Raw genomic sequence first — 13696 nt, forward strand, 5'->3', positions numbered from 1 at the left:
TTACAGTTTCAAAAGCCCGCCGCCTCTGCCGCCGCGGCGTTTCAGAATCCCTTCGTAATGGCGCATAAGCAGCTGCCCTTCGATCTGGTGTACCGTGTCAAGGGCAACGCCGACAACGATTATAACCGCTGTGCCGCCAAAATAGAAGGTGTTTATGTTCATTATCCCGGTCATCATCGTCGGAACGACGGCTATAATCGCGAGCGCGACCGCGCCGCCGAGCGTGATGCGTCCCATTACCTTCTCGATGTAATCGGTGGTCGGCTTGCCGGGACGGATACCGAGAATGAACCCGCCGTTCTTCTTCATATTATTCGATATATCCTCGGGCTTGAAAACGACCGCGGTATAGAAATATGAGAAGAACACTATCATTATCACGTAGAGCACCATGTAGATCGGGCTGTTCGGGCTCATGGCCTGCTGCACCGCCCTCGCCGCGCTGTTCTGGAAGAGTCCGGCCACAGTGTAGGGGAAGAGAAGGACGGAGGAGGCGAAGATTATGGGGATGACTCCCGCAGTGTTCACCCTAAGCGGGATGAAGCTGCTCTGCCCTCCGTACATTTTGTTTCCGACCATGCGCTTGGCGTACTGCACCGGCAGGCGGCGCTGGCCTTCCTGCAGCATGACGCAGCCCGCCACGACGGCGAGCATTACAGCTATCGCAAGAAGCAGAACCAGAGCATTCATCTCTCCGAGACGTACGAGAGAGAAGGTGCGGACGACGGCCTCGGGAATTCTGACGACGATACCGGCGAAGATCAGCAGCGAAATCCCGTTGCCTATTCCGTGGTCCGACATAATTTCACCGAGCCACATAACGGCGACCGCGCCGGTCGTCAGGGTGAGCGATACCAGAATGATGTCCATGAAGCTTCCGGTATAGATTCCCAGTCCGCGCAGCCAGCCGGTCATGCCGACGGCCTGAATGAAGGCAAAAATGATCGTCCCGTAGCGAGTCCACTGAACGATCTTCTTTCTGCCTTCCTCTCCCTCTTTCTGCAGCTTCTCAATGCTCGGCACAACGACGGCGAGCAGCTGCATTACGATGCTGGAGTTGATGTAGGGCGTAACACCCAGCGCGAATATACTGAAACGGCTGAGTGCTCCGCCAGCAAAAAGATCAAGGAATCCAAGAATGGATCCCTGATCAAACAGCCTTCCGAGGGCTGCTGCATCCACTCCGGGAGTGGGCACGTGGGCGCCAAGACGGTACACGAACAGCGCTGCAAGCGTAAAAAGGATGCGGCGCTTCAGATCAGGCAGCCGAAAAGTGTCCCGGAATGAATCCAGCATGTTATATCACCTCAGCCTTGCCGCCGGCGGCCTCAATTTTCTTCGCGGCGGAAGCGCTGTAAGCGTTCGCCTTGACGTTGAGGCTTTTGCTGAGTTCGCCGACTCCGAGCACCTTGACCGGACGGTCGGGGGCGGAGATGAGGCGGAGCTCGCTCAGTTCCTTCGCGGTAACTTCGCTGCCGGCTTCAAAACGTTCCTCTAAATCTGCGATGTTGACTATCTCGTACTTGACCGTGAAGCGGAAGTTGCTGAAGCCGCGCTTAGGGATGCGGCGCGCGAGCGGCATCTGTCCGCCTTCGAAGTTGGCCTTGATGTCGGGGCTCTTTCTGGCCTTCTGTCCCTTGTGGCCTTTGCCGGCGGTCTTACCGTTGCCGCTGCCGAGGCCCTGTCCAAGGCGTTTCGGTTTTTTGTGCGATCCCGGCACGGGACTCAGTTCATGAAGTTTCATGCCAGTACCTCCTTATTCCTCGACCGAGTACTCAAGCAGATGGCTGATCTTGTTGATCATGCCGCGGATCTGCGGAGTATCCTCATGATACACAGTCTCATAGAGTCTGTGAAAGCCAAGAGCCTTGATGACACGCTCCTGGTGCGGAGGACGGCCTATCGTGCTTCTTTTCCAGGTTATGCGAAGTTTAGCCATGGTAAGTTACCTCCTAGGCTTCCTTGCGCTCTTTGCCGCGCAGACGGTAGATTTCTTCCGGCGTGCGCAGGCGCTTTACAGCGTCGAGCGTCGCGTAGGCGATGTTGATCGGGTTCGACGTTCTGCCCGTAACCTTCGCGATAACGTCTTTGACGCCGCCGAGCTCCATTATCGGACGAACAGAGGAACCGGCGAGAACTCCGGTACCGGGAGCCGCGGGACGGAGAAGGACTTCCGCCGCGCCGAACTTTCCGATAATCGGATGCGGAAGGGTATGACCGGTCTTCTTGAGGTCGATCATGTTCTTCTTCGCGTGCTCAATGCCCTTCTTCATAGCGACGGAAATTTCCTTCGCTTTGCCGGTGCCGAGGCCGACCTGGCTGACGCCGTCGCCGACTACGACGAGAACGCTGAAACGGAAGCGCTTACCGCCTTTGACGACCTTGCTGACGCGGTTGATGGAAACTATGCGCTCAGAAAGCTCAAGGCCCCTGCTGCTGTAGGATTTTGTATTCTGCTGTGTCTCTTTCGCCACTATATTGCGCCTCCCTTAGAACTTCAGACCGGCTTCGCGGGCAGCTTCCGCAAGGGCTTTAATTCTGCCGTGGTAGACATGGCCGCCCCTGTCGAAAACGACCTCCGTGATTCCCTGAGCGAGAGCGCGTTCTGCGATGAGCTTGCCGACGGCCTTTGCAGCTTCCTGGTTGCCGGTGCCCTTTACTTCGTCAAACTTATCCTGAACCGTCGAAGCGGATACGAGCGTGTGTCCCTTTACGTCGTCGATGACCTGCACGCTGATATGCTTCAAGCTTGCGAAGACCGCAAGACGCGGACGCTCAGCGGTGCCGGAGAGATGTCTCCTGAGGCGACGGTGGCGGAGCTCCCGCATTTCGTTACGACTGCGACTACTAATCAACGTCCTTCACCTCGCCTTATTTCTTGGCGCCGGCCTTACCGGCTTTGCGGATTACATATTCGCCGGCGTATCTGATGCCTTTGCCCTTATAGGGTTCGGGCGGGCGATAGCCGCGAACGTTCGACGCGACCTGTCCGACGAGCTGCTTGTCTATGCCGCGTACGACGATTTTGATCGGGCTCTCGCAGGCGAACTCGATTCCCGCCGGGGGAACGACTTCAACCGGATGCGAGAAGCCGAGGCTGAGCACGAGGTTCTTGCCCTGCATCTGAGCTCTGTAGCCGACGCCTACGATTTCGAGGACTTTCTGGAAGCCTTCGGTGACGCCGACGACCATGTTGTTGATGAGGGCTCTCGTCATGCCGTGGGCGGCGCGGACGGCCTTGTCGTCGTTTGCGCGCGTGACGGAAACTGTGCCGTCCGCAACGGCGACGGAGATGTTGTGCATGACATCCATCTCGAGGGTGCCCTTAGCGCCTTTGACGGTCACATGCTGGCCGTTGACCGTTACGTCTACGCCCTTGGGAAGCGTTATGGCTTTGCGTCCTATTCTAGACATTTCGCAGGCCTCCCTACCAGACGTAGCAGATGACTTCGCCGCCGAGGCCTAGTTTGCGGGCCGACGCGTCGGTCATAAGGCCGGCAGAGGTCGAAATCAGAGCTATGCCGAGTCCGCCCATAACCTTGGGCAGCTCGTCCTTCCCGACGTAGATGCGGCGGCCGGGTTTGCTGATTCTGCGAAGTCCCTGGATGACTCTTTCCTTCTGGGGACCGTAGTTCATCGTGAGGCGCAGTATCGGCATCGGCTGCTTCGCGTCGGTGATCGTCTTGTAATTGCGGATATATCCTTCTTCTTTTAATATGCGAGCCATTTCCAGACGCATCTTTGAAAGAGGCATATCTACCATTTCATGGTAAACAACATTCGCATTTCTGATGCGAGTGAGCATATCCGCGACAGGATCGGTAATATGCATATTAAAGGATCCTCCCTTCTATGCCCTATTGTTACCAGCTGGCCTTTACAACGCCGGGGATTTTCCCCTCGCGCGCGAGCCTGCGGAAACAGCAGCGGCACATATCAAACTTGCGCATATATCCGTGGGGACGCCCACAGATAGGGCAGCGGTTGTATTTTCTAACTTTGAACTTCGGCTCAAGAGCGGCCTTGTTCTCCATGCATTTACGAGCCATTTCCTTCTCCTTCCTAGCGGGCGAAAGGCATGCCGAGCTCTTTCAAGAGAGCCATGGCTTCCTCATCCGTCTTGGCCGTCGTAACGAAGGTAATGTTCATTCCGCGCTGGCGGATGACCTTGTCGTAGTCGATCTCAGGGAAGAGAAGCTGCTCTTTGAGGCCGAGGTTGAAGTTTCCTCTGCCGTCGAAGCCCTTCTTCGAAATTCCCTGGAAGTCTTTGATACGCGGAAGAGCGATGCTGAAGAGTCTGTCCACGAACTCCCACATTCTCGCGCTCCTTAAGGTGACGGCGCATGCGACCGGCATTCCCTCGCGGACCTTGAATCCGGCGATGGATTTCTTGGCGCGCTTCAAAACAGGCTTCTGTCCGGAAATAATGGTCAGTTCGTTGATGGAAGCGTCCATGTATTTCTGGTCGAGCTTGGCTTCGTTGACGCCTATGTTGATTACGACCTTGGCCAGGCGAGGAATTTCCATTACGTTTTTGTACTGGAACTGCTCGTTAAGGTGAGGACGGACTTCTTCCGTATATTTTGTCAAAAGACGCGGTGTCATGATGTCCCCTCCTTCTAAGCCTTGTCGATGATCTCGCTGCACTTCTTGCAGACGCGGACTTTTCTGCCATCGTCGAGGAAGGCGCGTCCGACGCGGGTCGCTTTGCCGCACTTCGGGCAGACGAGCATTACCTTGGACGCCGCGAGCGGCGCTTCTTTCTTTACGAGTCCGCCGCGGGGATCCTTCTGGGTCGGGCGCACGCTCTTCGTAACGAAGTTGATGTTCTCAACGATCACGGTATCCTTCTGGATGTTGCGGCTGAGAATTTTACCTTCCTTACCAGCGTCCTTGCCGGAAATAACGCGGACACGGTCTCCCTTTTTAATTCTCATCTTAGACATGAGCGGTATCCCCCTAAACTACTTCGGGAGCCAGAGAGACAATGCGCATGTACTTCTTTTCTCTCAGTTCCCTTGCTACAGGTCCAAAAATACGTGTTCCCTTGGGGTCGCCGTTGTTGTCGATGACGACTGCTGCATTATCGTCAAAGCGGACGTAGGAACCGTCTCTGCGGCGGATTTCCTTCTTCGTTCTGACGATTACGGCCTTGACAACGTCGCCCTTCTTTATGTTGCCGTTGGGCGCGGCTTCGCGAACCGCTCCGACTATAACGTCGCCGACTGTACCGACTTTGCGGAAGCTGCCGCCCTTTACCTGAACGCAGAGAATCTTGCGCGCGCCGGAATTATCCGCAACGTTGAGTACTGTACGCAGCTGAATCATAATTATTCAGCCTCCTCTTCTGCGGCGTTGCCGAGTATAGGCGCTCTCTCGACTATCTCAAGGACCTCCCAGCGCTTCTTCGCGCTGAGGGGGCGGGTCTCGCCGATCATTACGGTGTCGCCTACGCGGCAGTCGTTTGTCTCGTCGTGCGCCATGAACTTCTTGGAACTAAGAACGGGCTTACCGTAGAGTGAATGTTTTGCCATGCGGTCGACACGAACGACTATGGTCTTGTCCATCTTATCGCTAACCACAGTACCGGTGCGGACCTTGCGATGAGCAGTGCGTTCTTCCATCTCCGGTTACCTCCTTGCGCCAGAATGATCTATGCCTGTCTCTTTCTCGGTTATGACCGTAAGGATACGGGCGATAGTCTTCTTTACTTCTTTGATGCGGCCTGAATTGTTCAGCTGTCCAATCGCGTTCTGAAAGCGGAGGTTGAACAATTCTTCCTTGTACTGCTTGTGTTTATCTTTGAGCTCAGCAATACTGAGATCTCTGAGTTCCTTAGGATCCATAATTATTCACCTGCTCCCTCTCGGGTTAACATTTTGACCTTGATGGGCAGCTTGAATGACGCCGTACGGAATGCCTGCTCCGCAAGCTCGCGAGGAACACCCGCTATCTCGAACATTACGCGTCCACGTTTTACCGCTGCAGTCCAGTATTCCACGTTGCCTTTACCTTTACCCATACGGGTTTCAAGCGGCTTCTCCGTAACGGGGCGGTCCGGGAATATCCTTATCCAGATTTTTCCGCCTTTTTTCATCTTACGGCTGATAGCGACGCGGACCGCTTCAATCTGACGCGCTGTGATCCATCCGTTCTCACAGGCCTGAAGCCCGTACTCGCCGAAATCTACTTTCGTAGCACCCTTGCTGTACCCGCGAAGCGCAGTCAGGTGAGGTTTGCGATATTTTACTCTTTTCGGAGAAAGCATCGTGCGTTACCCCCTATCCTTCGTCGTGGGCTCAGCCTCGGGAATCGGCTTGCGATCCATAACTTCGCCTTTGTAGATCCAGACCTTGATGCCGATGACGCCGTAAATGGTGTGAGCCTCGGCGAAGCCGTAATCTATATCGGCGCGGAGCGTCGAAAGCGGAAGCTGGCCTTCCAGATACCATTCCGTGCGGGCGATTTCAGCGCCGCCGAGACGTCCGCCGCACTGGATCTTAATTCCTTTGGCTCCGGACTTCATCGCGCGGAAGATCGACTGCTTCATGGCGCGGCGGAAGCTGATTCTGCGCTCCAGCGAGGAGGCGACGCCTTCCGCGACTACCTGCGCCTCAACATCAGGATTCTTCATTTCCTGAATGTTTATCATTACCCGGTTGCCGGTCATAGCCTGAAGTTCTTCACGAACTGCCTGTATTTCAGCACCTTGCTTGCCAATTACAACACCAGGCCGGGCGGTCCAAACTGTGAAACGCATAACGTCTCCGATACGCTCGATCTCCACACGGCTGATGCCGGCCTGAGCCCAGCGCTTCTTAATCCACTCTCTGAGCTCGAGATCTTTGTGAAGGAATTTGGCATACTTTTTGCCGTCAGCGTACCAACGGGACTCCCAATCGTAGATGACGCCGAGTCTATATCCTACCGGGTGAACCTTCTGACCCACTGCTTCACCCCTCCTTACTTCTCGCACACGACCACGGTAATGTGGCACGTGTGATGTCTGAACGCATGAGCGCGGCCCATCGAAACGGGGCGGAAGCGCTTCATATAAGTTCCCTGGTCGGCCGTGGCGGACTTCACTATGAGCTTGTCCATGTCCAGGCCGTGATTATGCTCCGCATTCGCGACTGCGCTCTTCAGGACCTTCTCCGCATAGCGGGCGGGCTTATTGGGCGTGTACTTGAGGATCATAAGAGCCTCAGAGGCGTTCTTGCCGCGAATCAGCGCTAATACTCTGCGCACCTTGTTAGCAGAAACACGAAGCTGCTTTGCTGACGCTTTTACTTCCATTTTCGCAGCCCTCCTACTTCTTTACCTTCGTAGTGCGTTCCTGACCGGCATGACCGCCGAACTTGCGGGTCGGCGCGAACTCGCCGAGCTTATGTCCGATCATATTATCGCTGATGTATACGGGGACATGGATGCGGCCGTTGTGCACGGCGATCGTGTGTCCAACCATTTCAGGCGTAATGGAACAGGCGCGCGCCCAGCTCTTGATTACTGTCTTTTTGCCGGATTCGTTCATATCCTCTACTCTGCGGAGCAGCTTAGCGTCAACATACGGACCTTTTTTAAGTGAACGAGCCATCTAAATTTCCCTCCTACAACCTACGGGCTACTTCTTACGGCGGCGGACGATGAACTTGTCCGACGGCTTCCGCTTACGAGTACGGTAACCCTTCGCCGGAGTACCCCACGGAGAGACAGGATGTTTGTGAGATTTGCTCTTTCCTTCTCCACCGCCCATAGGATGGTCGACAGGGTTCTGGATCATACCGCGGATATGAGGACGAATGCCGAGCCAGCGAGTTCTTCCCGCCTTGCCGGATATTACGTTCTCATGCTCTTCGTTTCCGACCTGACCGACAGTCGCCATGCACTCGAGAAGGACCAGTCTCAGTTCGCCGGAGGGCATACGCACAAAGGCGTACTTGCCTTCCTTGGCCATGAGCTGCGCCGAAGAACCGGCGGAGCGCACAAGGACGCCGCCGCGTCCGGGCTCGAGCTCCACATTGTGGATGACCGTACCGACGGGGATGTCCTTAAGCTTAAGAGCGTTGCCGGGGCGTATGTCGGAACCTTCGCCAGCGAAGATGACGTCGCCGACGTTGAGGCCGATCGGCGCAAGGATGTATCTCTTCTCTCCGTCTTTGTAGGAGATGAGAGCGATGCGTGCGGAACGGTTGGGATCGTACTCGATAGCCGTGACTTTGCCAGGCACGCCGAACTTATCGCGCTTGAAATCGATTATACGATACTTGATTCTGCCGCGTCCGCCGCGGTGGCGCATAGTGACGCGCCCGTTGTTGTTGCGTCCCGCCGACTGCGAAAGCGAAACGACCAGACTGCGTTCCGGCTTCGACTTCGTTATTTCGGCGAAGTCGGGCGTTGCCATCTGACGGCGGCTAGGCGTAGTGGGACGATATTTTTTTATACCCATTAAATATTTCCCCCTTCTCCTTAGGCGTTTGCGCCCTCAAAGAAAGCGATCTTCTCACCCTTGGCGAGAGTTACTACGGCTTTCTTCCAGGAACGGGAACGACCCAAGAAAGCACCCATCCGCTTCGGTTTGGAACGGACCTGGATCGTATTGACCTTAACAACCTTCACCTTAAATACTTCCTCCACTGCCTTGCGAATTTCGATTTTATTCGCTTTCGGAAGTACCTCAAACGTGTACTGTCCGAGCTCCATCTGACGGCTTGTCTTCTCCGTTATGACGGGCCGAACTATTATATCATAAGATGTGGCGTTCATTAACCAAATACCTCCTCGAGCTTTTTAATTGCTTCGGGAGTTGCGATCAGCTGATCGTGATTGAGCAGATCGTAGACGTTTACGCTGTCCACGTGCTGGACGTAAGCGCCCGGGATGTTCGCGGCGGACTTGACCACCGCCATGTTCGTCTCATGAAGGACGAGAAGGGGCTTCTTTCCGTTCTGTACGGCGGAGAGGAAAGCCATCATGCTCTTCGTCTTCGGCGCGTCCATGTCGAACTTGTCGACGACGATCATGTTCTCGGCCTGGGCCTTAAGCGTCAGCGCGCTGCGTATCGCAAGACGGCGGACCTTCTTGTTGACCTTCTGGTGATAATCGCGCGGATGCGGACCGTGCGCGACGCCGCCGCCGACCCACAGCGGGGAGCGTGAGCTTCCGGAGCGGGCGCGTCCGGTGTGCTTCTGGCGCCACGGCTTCTTGCCGCCGCCGCGGACATCGCCGCGGTCTTTAGTGTTGTGCGTGCCGAGGCGGCAGTTCGCCAGATGGGCGACTACAACCTGGTGCATCGCGGGCACATGGATCGGGGCACCGAAGACGGCATCAGAAAGCGTTACTTCCCCGATAACCTCGCCCTTGAAATTAACTTCTTTTACTACAGGCATCGTCTTCAGCCTCCTACCTAAGCAGTCTTACGAATCATAACGAGGCCGTCGCGAGCGCCCGGTACAGGTCCAGCTATCAAGATAAGGTTATTCTCTTCGTCTACGGCGAAGACCTTAAGATTCTTGGTCGTTACCCGCTCGTTTCCCATACGCCCAGCCATCCTGCGGCCCTTCATAACGCGACCGGGGAAGCTGCTGCAACCGATAGAACCTGGGTGACGGTGCGTTACGGAATGTCCGTGGCTCGCCGGCGTACCGCCGAAGCCGTGGCGCTTCATAACGCCCGCTGTGCCCTTACCTTTGCTGACGCCGATAACATCAACAACCTCGCCATTCTGGAACAGAGAAACGGTGATCTCCTGTCCCACCTGGTAGCCCGTCGTGTCGTCCACGCGGAACTCCCTCAGCCAGCGCTTGGGCGCAACATTCTGCTTCTCGAAGTAACCCTTCATCGGCTTTGTCACCTTGACGGGCTTTACCTCTCCGAGACCAAGCTGCACTGCGCTGTAGCTGTTCTTTTCAGGTGTCCGGATTTCAACGATCGTGCAAGGGCCTGCTTCGATAACCGTAACAGGAACCGCTTTGCCGTTTTCGTCGAAGACCTGGGTCATCCCAACCTTGCGGCCCAGTATCCCCATACTCATAAACGTTTCACTCCTTTTCAGACTAAGGCAGACTTATAGCTTAATCTGTATATCCACACCAGAGGGCAGGTTCAGCTCCATAAGAGCTTCCATCGTCTTCTGGGTCGGGTCTATTATATCAATCAGGCGCTTGTGCGTCCTGATTTCATACTGGTCGCGTGCATCTTTATCAACATGCGGGGAAGTGAGTACGCAGAAGCGCTCCACAGCGGTCGGAAGAGGCACGGGGCCGGAAACTTTCGCGCCGGTGCGCTGCGCCGTGTCAGCTATCTGACTGGCGGAAGCGTCGAGGACGCGATGGTCGAAAGCTTTGAGTTTAATACGAATTTTCTTCGCCAAAATATTCCCCTCCCGGGGCGTTATTCGATTATCTCGGTGACGACGCCGGCGCCGACCGTACGGCCGCCTTCGCGGACTGCGAAGCGGAGTCCTTCCTGCATCGCTATAGGAGCGATGAGTTTGACTTCGAAGGTGCTGTTGTCGCCAGGCATTACCATTTCGACGCCCTCAGCAAGCTTGATCTCGCCGGTGATGTCGGTGGTACGGAAGTAGAACTGCGGCTTATATCCGCTGAAGAACGGAGTGTGGCGTCCGCCTTCTTCTTTCTTCAGGACGTAGACCTCGCCCTTGAAGTGCGTATGCGGCTTGATGCTTCCCGGCTTCGCGAGAACCTGGCCACGCTCGACGTCTTCTTTGCCTACGCCGCGGAGGAGCACTCCGACATTGTCTCCGGCTTCCGCGTCGTCGAGGATCTTACGGAACATTTCAAGGCTGGTCGCGACGGTCTTCTGGGTGTCCTTGAGGCCGACGATTTCGACTTCGTCGCCGGGCTTGATGATACCCTTCTCAACGCGTCCGGTAACGACGGTGCCGCGTCCGGTGATGGTGAAGACGTCTTCGATCGGCATAAGGAAGGGCTGGTCGAGAGCTCTTTCAGGCGCCGGGATGTAGTCGTCGCAGGCCTGCATGAGGTCCATGATTCCCTGGGTCCACTCGTTGTCCTCGTCGGATTCGAGGGCCTTGAGGGCGCTGCCGCGGATGATGGGGATGTCGTCTCCGGGGAACTCATACTTGTTGAGCAGGTCGCGGATTTCCATTTCGACAAGGTCGAGGAGCTCGGGGTCGTCGACCATGTCGCACTTGTTCATGAAGACTACAAGTGCCGGAACGTTGACCTGGCGGGCGAGAAGGACGTGCTCGCGGGTCTGGGGCATCGGGCCGTCGGCGGCGGAGACTACGAGGATGGCTCCGTCCATCTGGGCGGCGCCGGTGATCATGTTCTTGATGTAGTCGGCGTGGCCAGGGCAGTCGATGTGAGCGTAGTGGCGTGTCGCCGTCTCGTATTCGACGTGCGCGATGTTGATGGTGATGCCGCGCTCTCTCTCTTCAGGCGCCTTGTCGATCATGTCGAACGGCGTGAAGTCGGCCTGGCCGTGGCGGGCGAGCGTCTTTGTGATGGCGGCCGTCAGCGTCGTCTTGCCGTGGTCGATATGTCCGATCGTACCGATATTGAGGTGCGGCTTGTTACGTACAAAATGTTCCTTTGCCATATTGACTTACCTCCTCTGATAATACTTAAACCTACGCTTTCAGCAGCTCTTCGGCTACGTTGCGCGGTACTTCTTCGTAATGGTCGAAGCTCATGGTGTACGAGGCGCGTCCGGAGGTTTTGCTTCTCAGGTCGGTCGCGTAACCGAACATCTCCGCAAGCGGGACGAAAGCCTTGACGATGCGCGCGTTGGCGCGTACACCCATCTCCGCCACTCTGCCGCGGCGCGAAGAAAGGTCGCCGATAACGTCTCCCATGTATTCCTCCGGAACGACGACTTCGACGTTCATTACGGGTTCCATGAGGACGGGGTCGGCTTTCTTCAGAGCCTCTTTTATTGCCATAGAGCCGGCGATACGGAAGGCCATTTCCGAACTGTCGACCTCGTGGTAGCTTCCGTCGACGAGCGCGACTCTGATTCCGATGACGGGATAGCCGCCGAGTACGCCGTTGTTGAGCGCATCCTCGACGCCCTTCTGAGCGGCTGGGATGTATTCCTTCGGAACAACGCCGCCGACGATCTTGTCTTCCCATTCGAAGCCCTTACCGTCTTCGAGCGGTTCGATCTCAAGGACGACGTCTCCGTACTGACCTTTACCGCCGGACTGTCTTACGAACTTGCCCTGGGCTCTCGCGGGCTTGCGTATAGCCTCGCGGTAAGCAACCTGCGGACGTCCGACCTTGACTTCGACGTTGAACTCTCTGCGGAGACGGTCGACGATGATTTCAAGGTGAAGCTCGCCCATACCGCTGATGAGCGTCTGACCGGTATCTTCGTTGACCGAAACGCGGAAGGTCGGGTCTTCTTCCGAAAGGGCTTCGAGTCCCTTTGCAAGCTTGATCTGGTCCGCCTTGCTCATAGGCTCGACGGAGAGCGAGATGACAGGCTCGGGGAATATAAGGTTTTCGAGAAGCACGGGACGCTTTTCATCGCAGAGCGTATCGCCGGTGCGGACCTGCTTGAGGCCCGGGATGGCGACGATGAGGCCGGCCTGCGCGTTCTCCATTTCCTCACGCTTGTTGGCGTGCATGCGGAGTATGCGTCCGACTCTTTCACGGCGTCTCGTATTGGTATTGTAGATGGACATGCCGTTCTCTATCGTACCGGAGTAGATACGGCAGAAGGCGAGACGACCGACGAACGGGTCGACCATGATCTTAAAGGCGAGAGCCGCGAACGGTTCGCTCGCGTCGGCCTTGATTTCGATTTCTTTCGACGTGTCGTCAGGATCAACCCCGATAACGTGCGGCATATCGAGCGGGCTCGGAAGATATTCGACTACCGCGTCAAGCAGCGGCTGAACGCCCTTGTTCTTAAATGCGGAACCGCACATGACGGGAACTATCTCAAGGCTGATCGTGGCCTTTCTGATGACTTTTTTTACGAGCTCGACGGGGATTTCCTGACCTTCGAGGTACATCTCCATCATCTCGTCGTCATGGTCTGCCAGCATCTCAAGCATTTCCATTCTCGCAAGGGCAGCCTCTTCCTCAAGCTGCGGAGGAATGTCCGCGTTGTGGAACGCGGTGCCGAGAGTGTCGTCGTATATGACCGCCTTGTAGTTCACAAGGTCTACCATGCCAGTGAAGCCGTCTTCAACTCCGATGGGAAGCTGAATGGGAACGGCCTTGGCTCCGAGGCGCTTGCGCATCTGATCAACGACTGCGGAGAAATCTGCGCCGACTCTGTCCATTTTGTTGACGAACGCTATCCTGGGCACTCCGTACTTATCAGCCTGACGCCATACGGTCTCGGACTGCGGCTCAACTCCGCCGACGGCGCAGAATACCGAAACAGCGCCGTCGAGAACGCGCATGGAACGCTCGACTTCTACAGTAAAGTCCACGTGCCCGGGCGTATCAATGATATTGATCAGGCAATCGTGCCAGAAACAGGTAGTAGCGGCCGAAGTAATGGTAATGCCACGTTCGCGCTCCTGCTCCATCCAGTCCATCGTTGCGGCGCCTTCATGCGTCTCGCCGAGCTTGTGTTTGCGGCCGGTATAGAACAAGATACGCTCTGTAGTCGTCGTCTTACCCGCATCTATATGCGCAGCTATTCCTATATTGCGCACTTTGCTTAAATCGATGCCCTGCATCGTCAACACCACCAAACC

General features: G+C 56.0%; 24 protein-coding genes. All 24 read right to left on the bottom strand.

From position 1 onward, the window contains the following. Genes secY through fusA form a run of 24 tightly spaced genes read right to left on the bottom strand, consistent with a single transcriptional unit; the run spans position 1 to position 13678 of the window. Entirely contained in the window at positions 1–1296 is a 1296-nt protein-coding gene (secY, locus tag ABGT66_RS04425; RefSeq protein ID WP_294193879.1) for a preprotein translocase subunit SecY, read from the bottom strand. A gap of 1 nt (position 1297) precedes the next feature. Further along, positions 1298–1744, bottom strand: coding sequence for a 50S ribosomal protein L15 (rplO, locus tag ABGT66_RS04430; protein WP_294193878.1), 447 nt, complete (start codon positions 1742–1744; stop codon positions 1298–1300). Between the two features lie 12 nt (positions 1745–1756). Continuing rightward, on the bottom strand, positions 1757–1939 hold the full coding sequence (gene rpmD, locus ABGT66_RS04435) for a 50S ribosomal protein L30 (RefSeq protein ID WP_294193877.1): 183 nt from the start codon (positions 1937–1939) through the stop codon (positions 1757–1759). A 13-nt stretch (positions 1940–1952) separates the two neighbouring features. Further along, positions 1953–2474 (bottom strand): 30S ribosomal protein S5, encoded by a 522-nt coding sequence (gene rpsE, locus ABGT66_RS04440; RefSeq protein ID WP_087368551.1) that lies wholly within the window; start codon positions 2472–2474, stop codon positions 1953–1955. Positions 2475–2489: 15 nt separating this feature from the next. Then, the gene (gene rplR, locus ABGT66_RS04445) at positions 2490–2828 is read right to left on the bottom strand and encodes a 50S ribosomal protein L18 (protein ID WP_294193876.1); all 339 of its coding nucleotides are present in this window, start codon (positions 2826–2828) and stop codon (positions 2490–2492) included. A 43-nt stretch (positions 2829–2871) separates the two neighbouring features. Next, positions 2872–3414 carry a 50S ribosomal protein L6 gene (gene rplF, locus ABGT66_RS04450; RefSeq protein WP_294193875.1) on the bottom strand — a complete coding sequence of 181 codons (543 nt, stop codon included), beginning with the start codon at positions 3412–3414 and terminating at the stop codon, positions 2872–2874. A gap of 13 nt (positions 3415–3427) precedes the next feature. Then, complete coding sequence (gene rpsH / locus ABGT66_RS04455) at positions 3428–3832, bottom strand: 30S ribosomal protein S8 (RefSeq protein WP_294193874.1); 405 nt, start codon at positions 3830–3832, stop codon at positions 3428–3430. A 31-nt stretch (positions 3833–3863) separates the two neighbouring features. Beyond that, on the bottom strand, positions 3864–4049 hold the full coding sequence (locus ABGT66_RS04460) for a type Z 30S ribosomal protein S14 (RefSeq protein WP_294193873.1): 186 nt from the start codon (positions 4047–4049) through the stop codon (positions 3864–3866). Positions 4050–4062: 13 nt separating this feature from the next. Then, positions 4063–4605 (bottom strand): 50S ribosomal protein L5, encoded by a 543-nt coding sequence (gene rplE, locus ABGT66_RS04465; protein ID WP_294193872.1) that lies wholly within the window; start codon positions 4603–4605, stop codon positions 4063–4065. Between the two features lie 14 nt (positions 4606–4619). Further along, positions 4620–4946 carry a 50S ribosomal protein L24 gene (rplX, locus tag ABGT66_RS04470; RefSeq protein ID WP_087368563.1) on the bottom strand — a complete coding sequence of 109 codons (327 nt, stop codon included), beginning with the start codon at positions 4944–4946 and terminating at the stop codon, positions 4620–4622. A 13-nt stretch (positions 4947–4959) separates the two neighbouring features. Then, positions 4960–5328 (bottom strand): 50S ribosomal protein L14, encoded by a 369-nt coding sequence (rplN, locus tag ABGT66_RS04475; RefSeq protein WP_294193871.1) that lies wholly within the window; start codon positions 5326–5328, stop codon positions 4960–4962. A gap of 2 nt (positions 5329–5330) precedes the next feature. Beyond that, the gene (rpsQ, locus tag ABGT66_RS04480) at positions 5331–5624 is read right to left on the bottom strand and encodes a 30S ribosomal protein S17 (RefSeq protein ID WP_294193870.1); all 294 of its coding nucleotides are present in this window, start codon (positions 5622–5624) and stop codon (positions 5331–5333) included. Between the two features lie 6 nt (positions 5625–5630). Continuing rightward, positions 5631–5846, bottom strand: coding sequence for a 50S ribosomal protein L29 (rpmC, locus tag ABGT66_RS04485; RefSeq protein WP_294193869.1), 216 nt, complete (start codon positions 5844–5846; stop codon positions 5631–5633). A 2-nt stretch (positions 5847–5848) separates the two neighbouring features. Then, a complete protein-coding gene (gene rplP, locus ABGT66_RS04490; RefSeq protein WP_294193868.1) occupies positions 5849–6268 on the bottom strand; it encodes a 50S ribosomal protein L16 in 420 nt (139 codons plus the stop codon). A gap of 6 nt (positions 6269–6274) precedes the next feature. After that, positions 6275–6949, bottom strand: a complete 675-nt coding sequence (gene rpsC / locus ABGT66_RS04495) for a 30S ribosomal protein S3 (protein ID WP_346689121.1) — start codon at positions 6947–6949, stop codon at positions 6275–6277. Positions 6950–6963: 14 nt separating this feature from the next. Further along, positions 6964–7296 (bottom strand): 50S ribosomal protein L22, encoded by a 333-nt coding sequence (rplV, locus tag ABGT66_RS04500; protein WP_294193866.1) that lies wholly within the window; start codon positions 7294–7296, stop codon positions 6964–6966. Positions 7297–7309: 13 nt separating this feature from the next. After that, the gene (rpsS, locus tag ABGT66_RS04505; protein WP_294193865.1) at positions 7310–7594 is read right to left on the bottom strand and encodes a 30S ribosomal protein S19; all 285 of its coding nucleotides are present in this window, start codon (positions 7592–7594) and stop codon (positions 7310–7312) included. Positions 7595–7621: 27 nt separating this feature from the next. After that, a complete protein-coding gene (gene rplB, locus ABGT66_RS04510) occupies positions 7622–8446 on the bottom strand; it encodes a 50S ribosomal protein L2 (protein ID WP_346689124.1) in 825 nt (274 codons plus the stop codon). Between the two features lie 20 nt (positions 8447–8466). Next, entirely contained in the window at positions 8467–8763 is a 297-nt protein-coding gene (gene rplW, locus ABGT66_RS04515) for a 50S ribosomal protein L23 (protein ID WP_294193863.1), read from the bottom strand. Further along, positions 8763–9386, bottom strand: coding sequence for a 50S ribosomal protein L4 (gene rplD, locus ABGT66_RS04520; protein ID WP_303149821.1), 624 nt, complete (start codon positions 9384–9386; stop codon positions 8763–8765). Before rplD ends, rplW begins: the two co-directional genes overlap by 1 nt. 17 nt (positions 9387–9403) lie before the next feature. Then, positions 9404–10030 (bottom strand): 50S ribosomal protein L3, encoded by a 627-nt coding sequence (gene rplC / locus ABGT66_RS04525; protein WP_294193861.1) that lies wholly within the window; start codon positions 10028–10030, stop codon positions 9404–9406. A 33-nt stretch (positions 10031–10063) separates the two neighbouring features. Continuing rightward, complete coding sequence (rpsJ, locus tag ABGT66_RS04530) at positions 10064–10372, bottom strand: 30S ribosomal protein S10 (protein WP_294193903.1); 309 nt, start codon at positions 10370–10372, stop codon at positions 10064–10066. Between the two features lie 17 nt (positions 10373–10389). Then, complete coding sequence (gene tuf / locus ABGT66_RS04535; RefSeq protein WP_346689127.1) at positions 10390–11580, bottom strand: elongation factor Tu; 1191 nt, start codon at positions 11578–11580, stop codon at positions 10390–10392. 31 nt (positions 11581–11611) lie between these two features. Continuing rightward, positions 11612–13678 (bottom strand): elongation factor G, encoded by a 2067-nt coding sequence (gene fusA / locus ABGT66_RS04540; RefSeq protein WP_294194963.1) that lies wholly within the window; start codon positions 13676–13678, stop codon positions 11612–11614. Between the last annotated feature and the right edge of the window lie 18 nt (positions 13679–13696).

This window comes from uncultured Cloacibacillus sp. (assembly GCF_963926575.1).
GTDB classification, from domain to species: Bacteria; Synergistota; Synergistia; order Synergistales; family Synergistaceae; genus Caccocola; species Caccocola faecigallinarum.

Bases quoted from the DNA above. Each gene is read 5' to 3' on its own strand.
- secY (WP_294193879.1), bottom strand. From the start codon at position 1,296: ATGCTGGATTCATTCCGGGACACTTTTCGGCTGCCTGATCTGAAGCGC.
- rplO (WP_294193878.1), bottom strand. From the start codon at position 1,744: ATGAAACTTCATGAACTGAGTCCCGTGCCGGGATCGCACAAAAAACCG.
- rpmD (WP_294193877.1), bottom strand. From the start codon at position 1,939: ATGGCTAAACTTCGCATAACCTGGAAAAGAAGCACGATAGGCCGTCCT.
- rplR (WP_294193876.1), bottom strand. From the start codon at position 2,828: ATGCGGGAGCTCCGCCACCGTCGCCTCAGGAGACATCTCTCCGGCACC.
- rplF (WP_294193875.1), bottom strand. From the start codon at position 3,414: ATGTCTAGAATAGGACGCAAAGCCATAACGCTTCCCAAGGGCGTAGAC.
- rpsH (WP_294193874.1), bottom strand. From the start codon at position 3,832: ATGCATATTACCGATCCTGTCGCGGATATGCTCACTCGCATCAGAAAT.
- ABGT66_RS04460 (WP_294193873.1), bottom strand. From the start codon at position 4,049: ATGGCTCGTAAATGCATGGAGAACAAGGCCGCTCTTGAGCCGAAGTTC.
- rplE (WP_294193872.1), bottom strand. From the start codon at position 4,605: ATGACACCGCGTCTTTTGACAAAATATACGGAAGAAGTCCGTCCTCAC.
- rplX (WP_087368563.1), bottom strand. From the start codon at position 4,946: ATGTCTAAGATGAGAATTAAAAAGGGAGACCGTGTCCGCGTTATTTCC.
- rplN (WP_294193871.1), bottom strand. From the start codon at position 5,328: ATGATTCAGCTGCGTACAGTACTCAACGTTGCGGATAATTCCGGCGCG.
- rpsQ (WP_294193870.1), bottom strand. From the start codon at position 5,624: ATGGAAGAACGCACTGCTCATCGCAAGGTCCGCACCGGTACTGTGGTT.
- rpmC (WP_294193869.1), bottom strand. From the start codon at position 5,846: ATGGATCCTAAGGAACTCAGAGATCTCAGTATTGCTGAGCTCAAAGAT.
- rplP (WP_294193868.1), bottom strand. From the start codon at position 6,268: ATGCTTTCTCCGAAAAGAGTAAAATATCGCAAACCTCACCTGACTGCG.
- rplV (WP_294193866.1), bottom strand. From the start codon at position 7,296: ATGGAAGTAAAAGCGTCAGCAAAGCAGCTTCGTGTTTCTGCTAACAAG.
- rpsS (WP_294193865.1), bottom strand. From the start codon at position 7,594: ATGGCTCGTTCACTTAAAAAAGGTCCGTATGTTGACGCTAAGCTGCTC.
- rplB (WP_346689124.1), bottom strand. From the start codon at position 8,446: ATGGGTATAAAAAAATATCGTCCCACTACGCCTAGCCGCCGTCAGATG.
- rplW (WP_294193863.1), bottom strand. From the start codon at position 8,763: ATGAACGCCACATCTTATGATATAATAGTTCGGCCCGTCATAACGGAG.
- rplD (WP_303149821.1), bottom strand. From the start codon at position 9,386: ATGCCTGTAGTAAAAGAAGTTAATTTCAAGGGCGAGGTTATCGGGGAA.
- rplC (WP_294193861.1), bottom strand. From the start codon at position 10,030: ATGAGTATGGGGATACTGGGCCGCAAGGTTGGGATGACCCAGGTCTTC.
- tuf (WP_346689127.1), bottom strand. From the start codon at position 11,580: ATGGCAAAGGAACATTTTGTACGTAACAAGCCGCACCTCAATATCGGT.
- fusA (WP_294194963.1), bottom strand. From the start codon at position 13,678: ATGCAGGGCATCGATTTAAGCAAAGTGCGCAATATAGGAATAGCTGCG.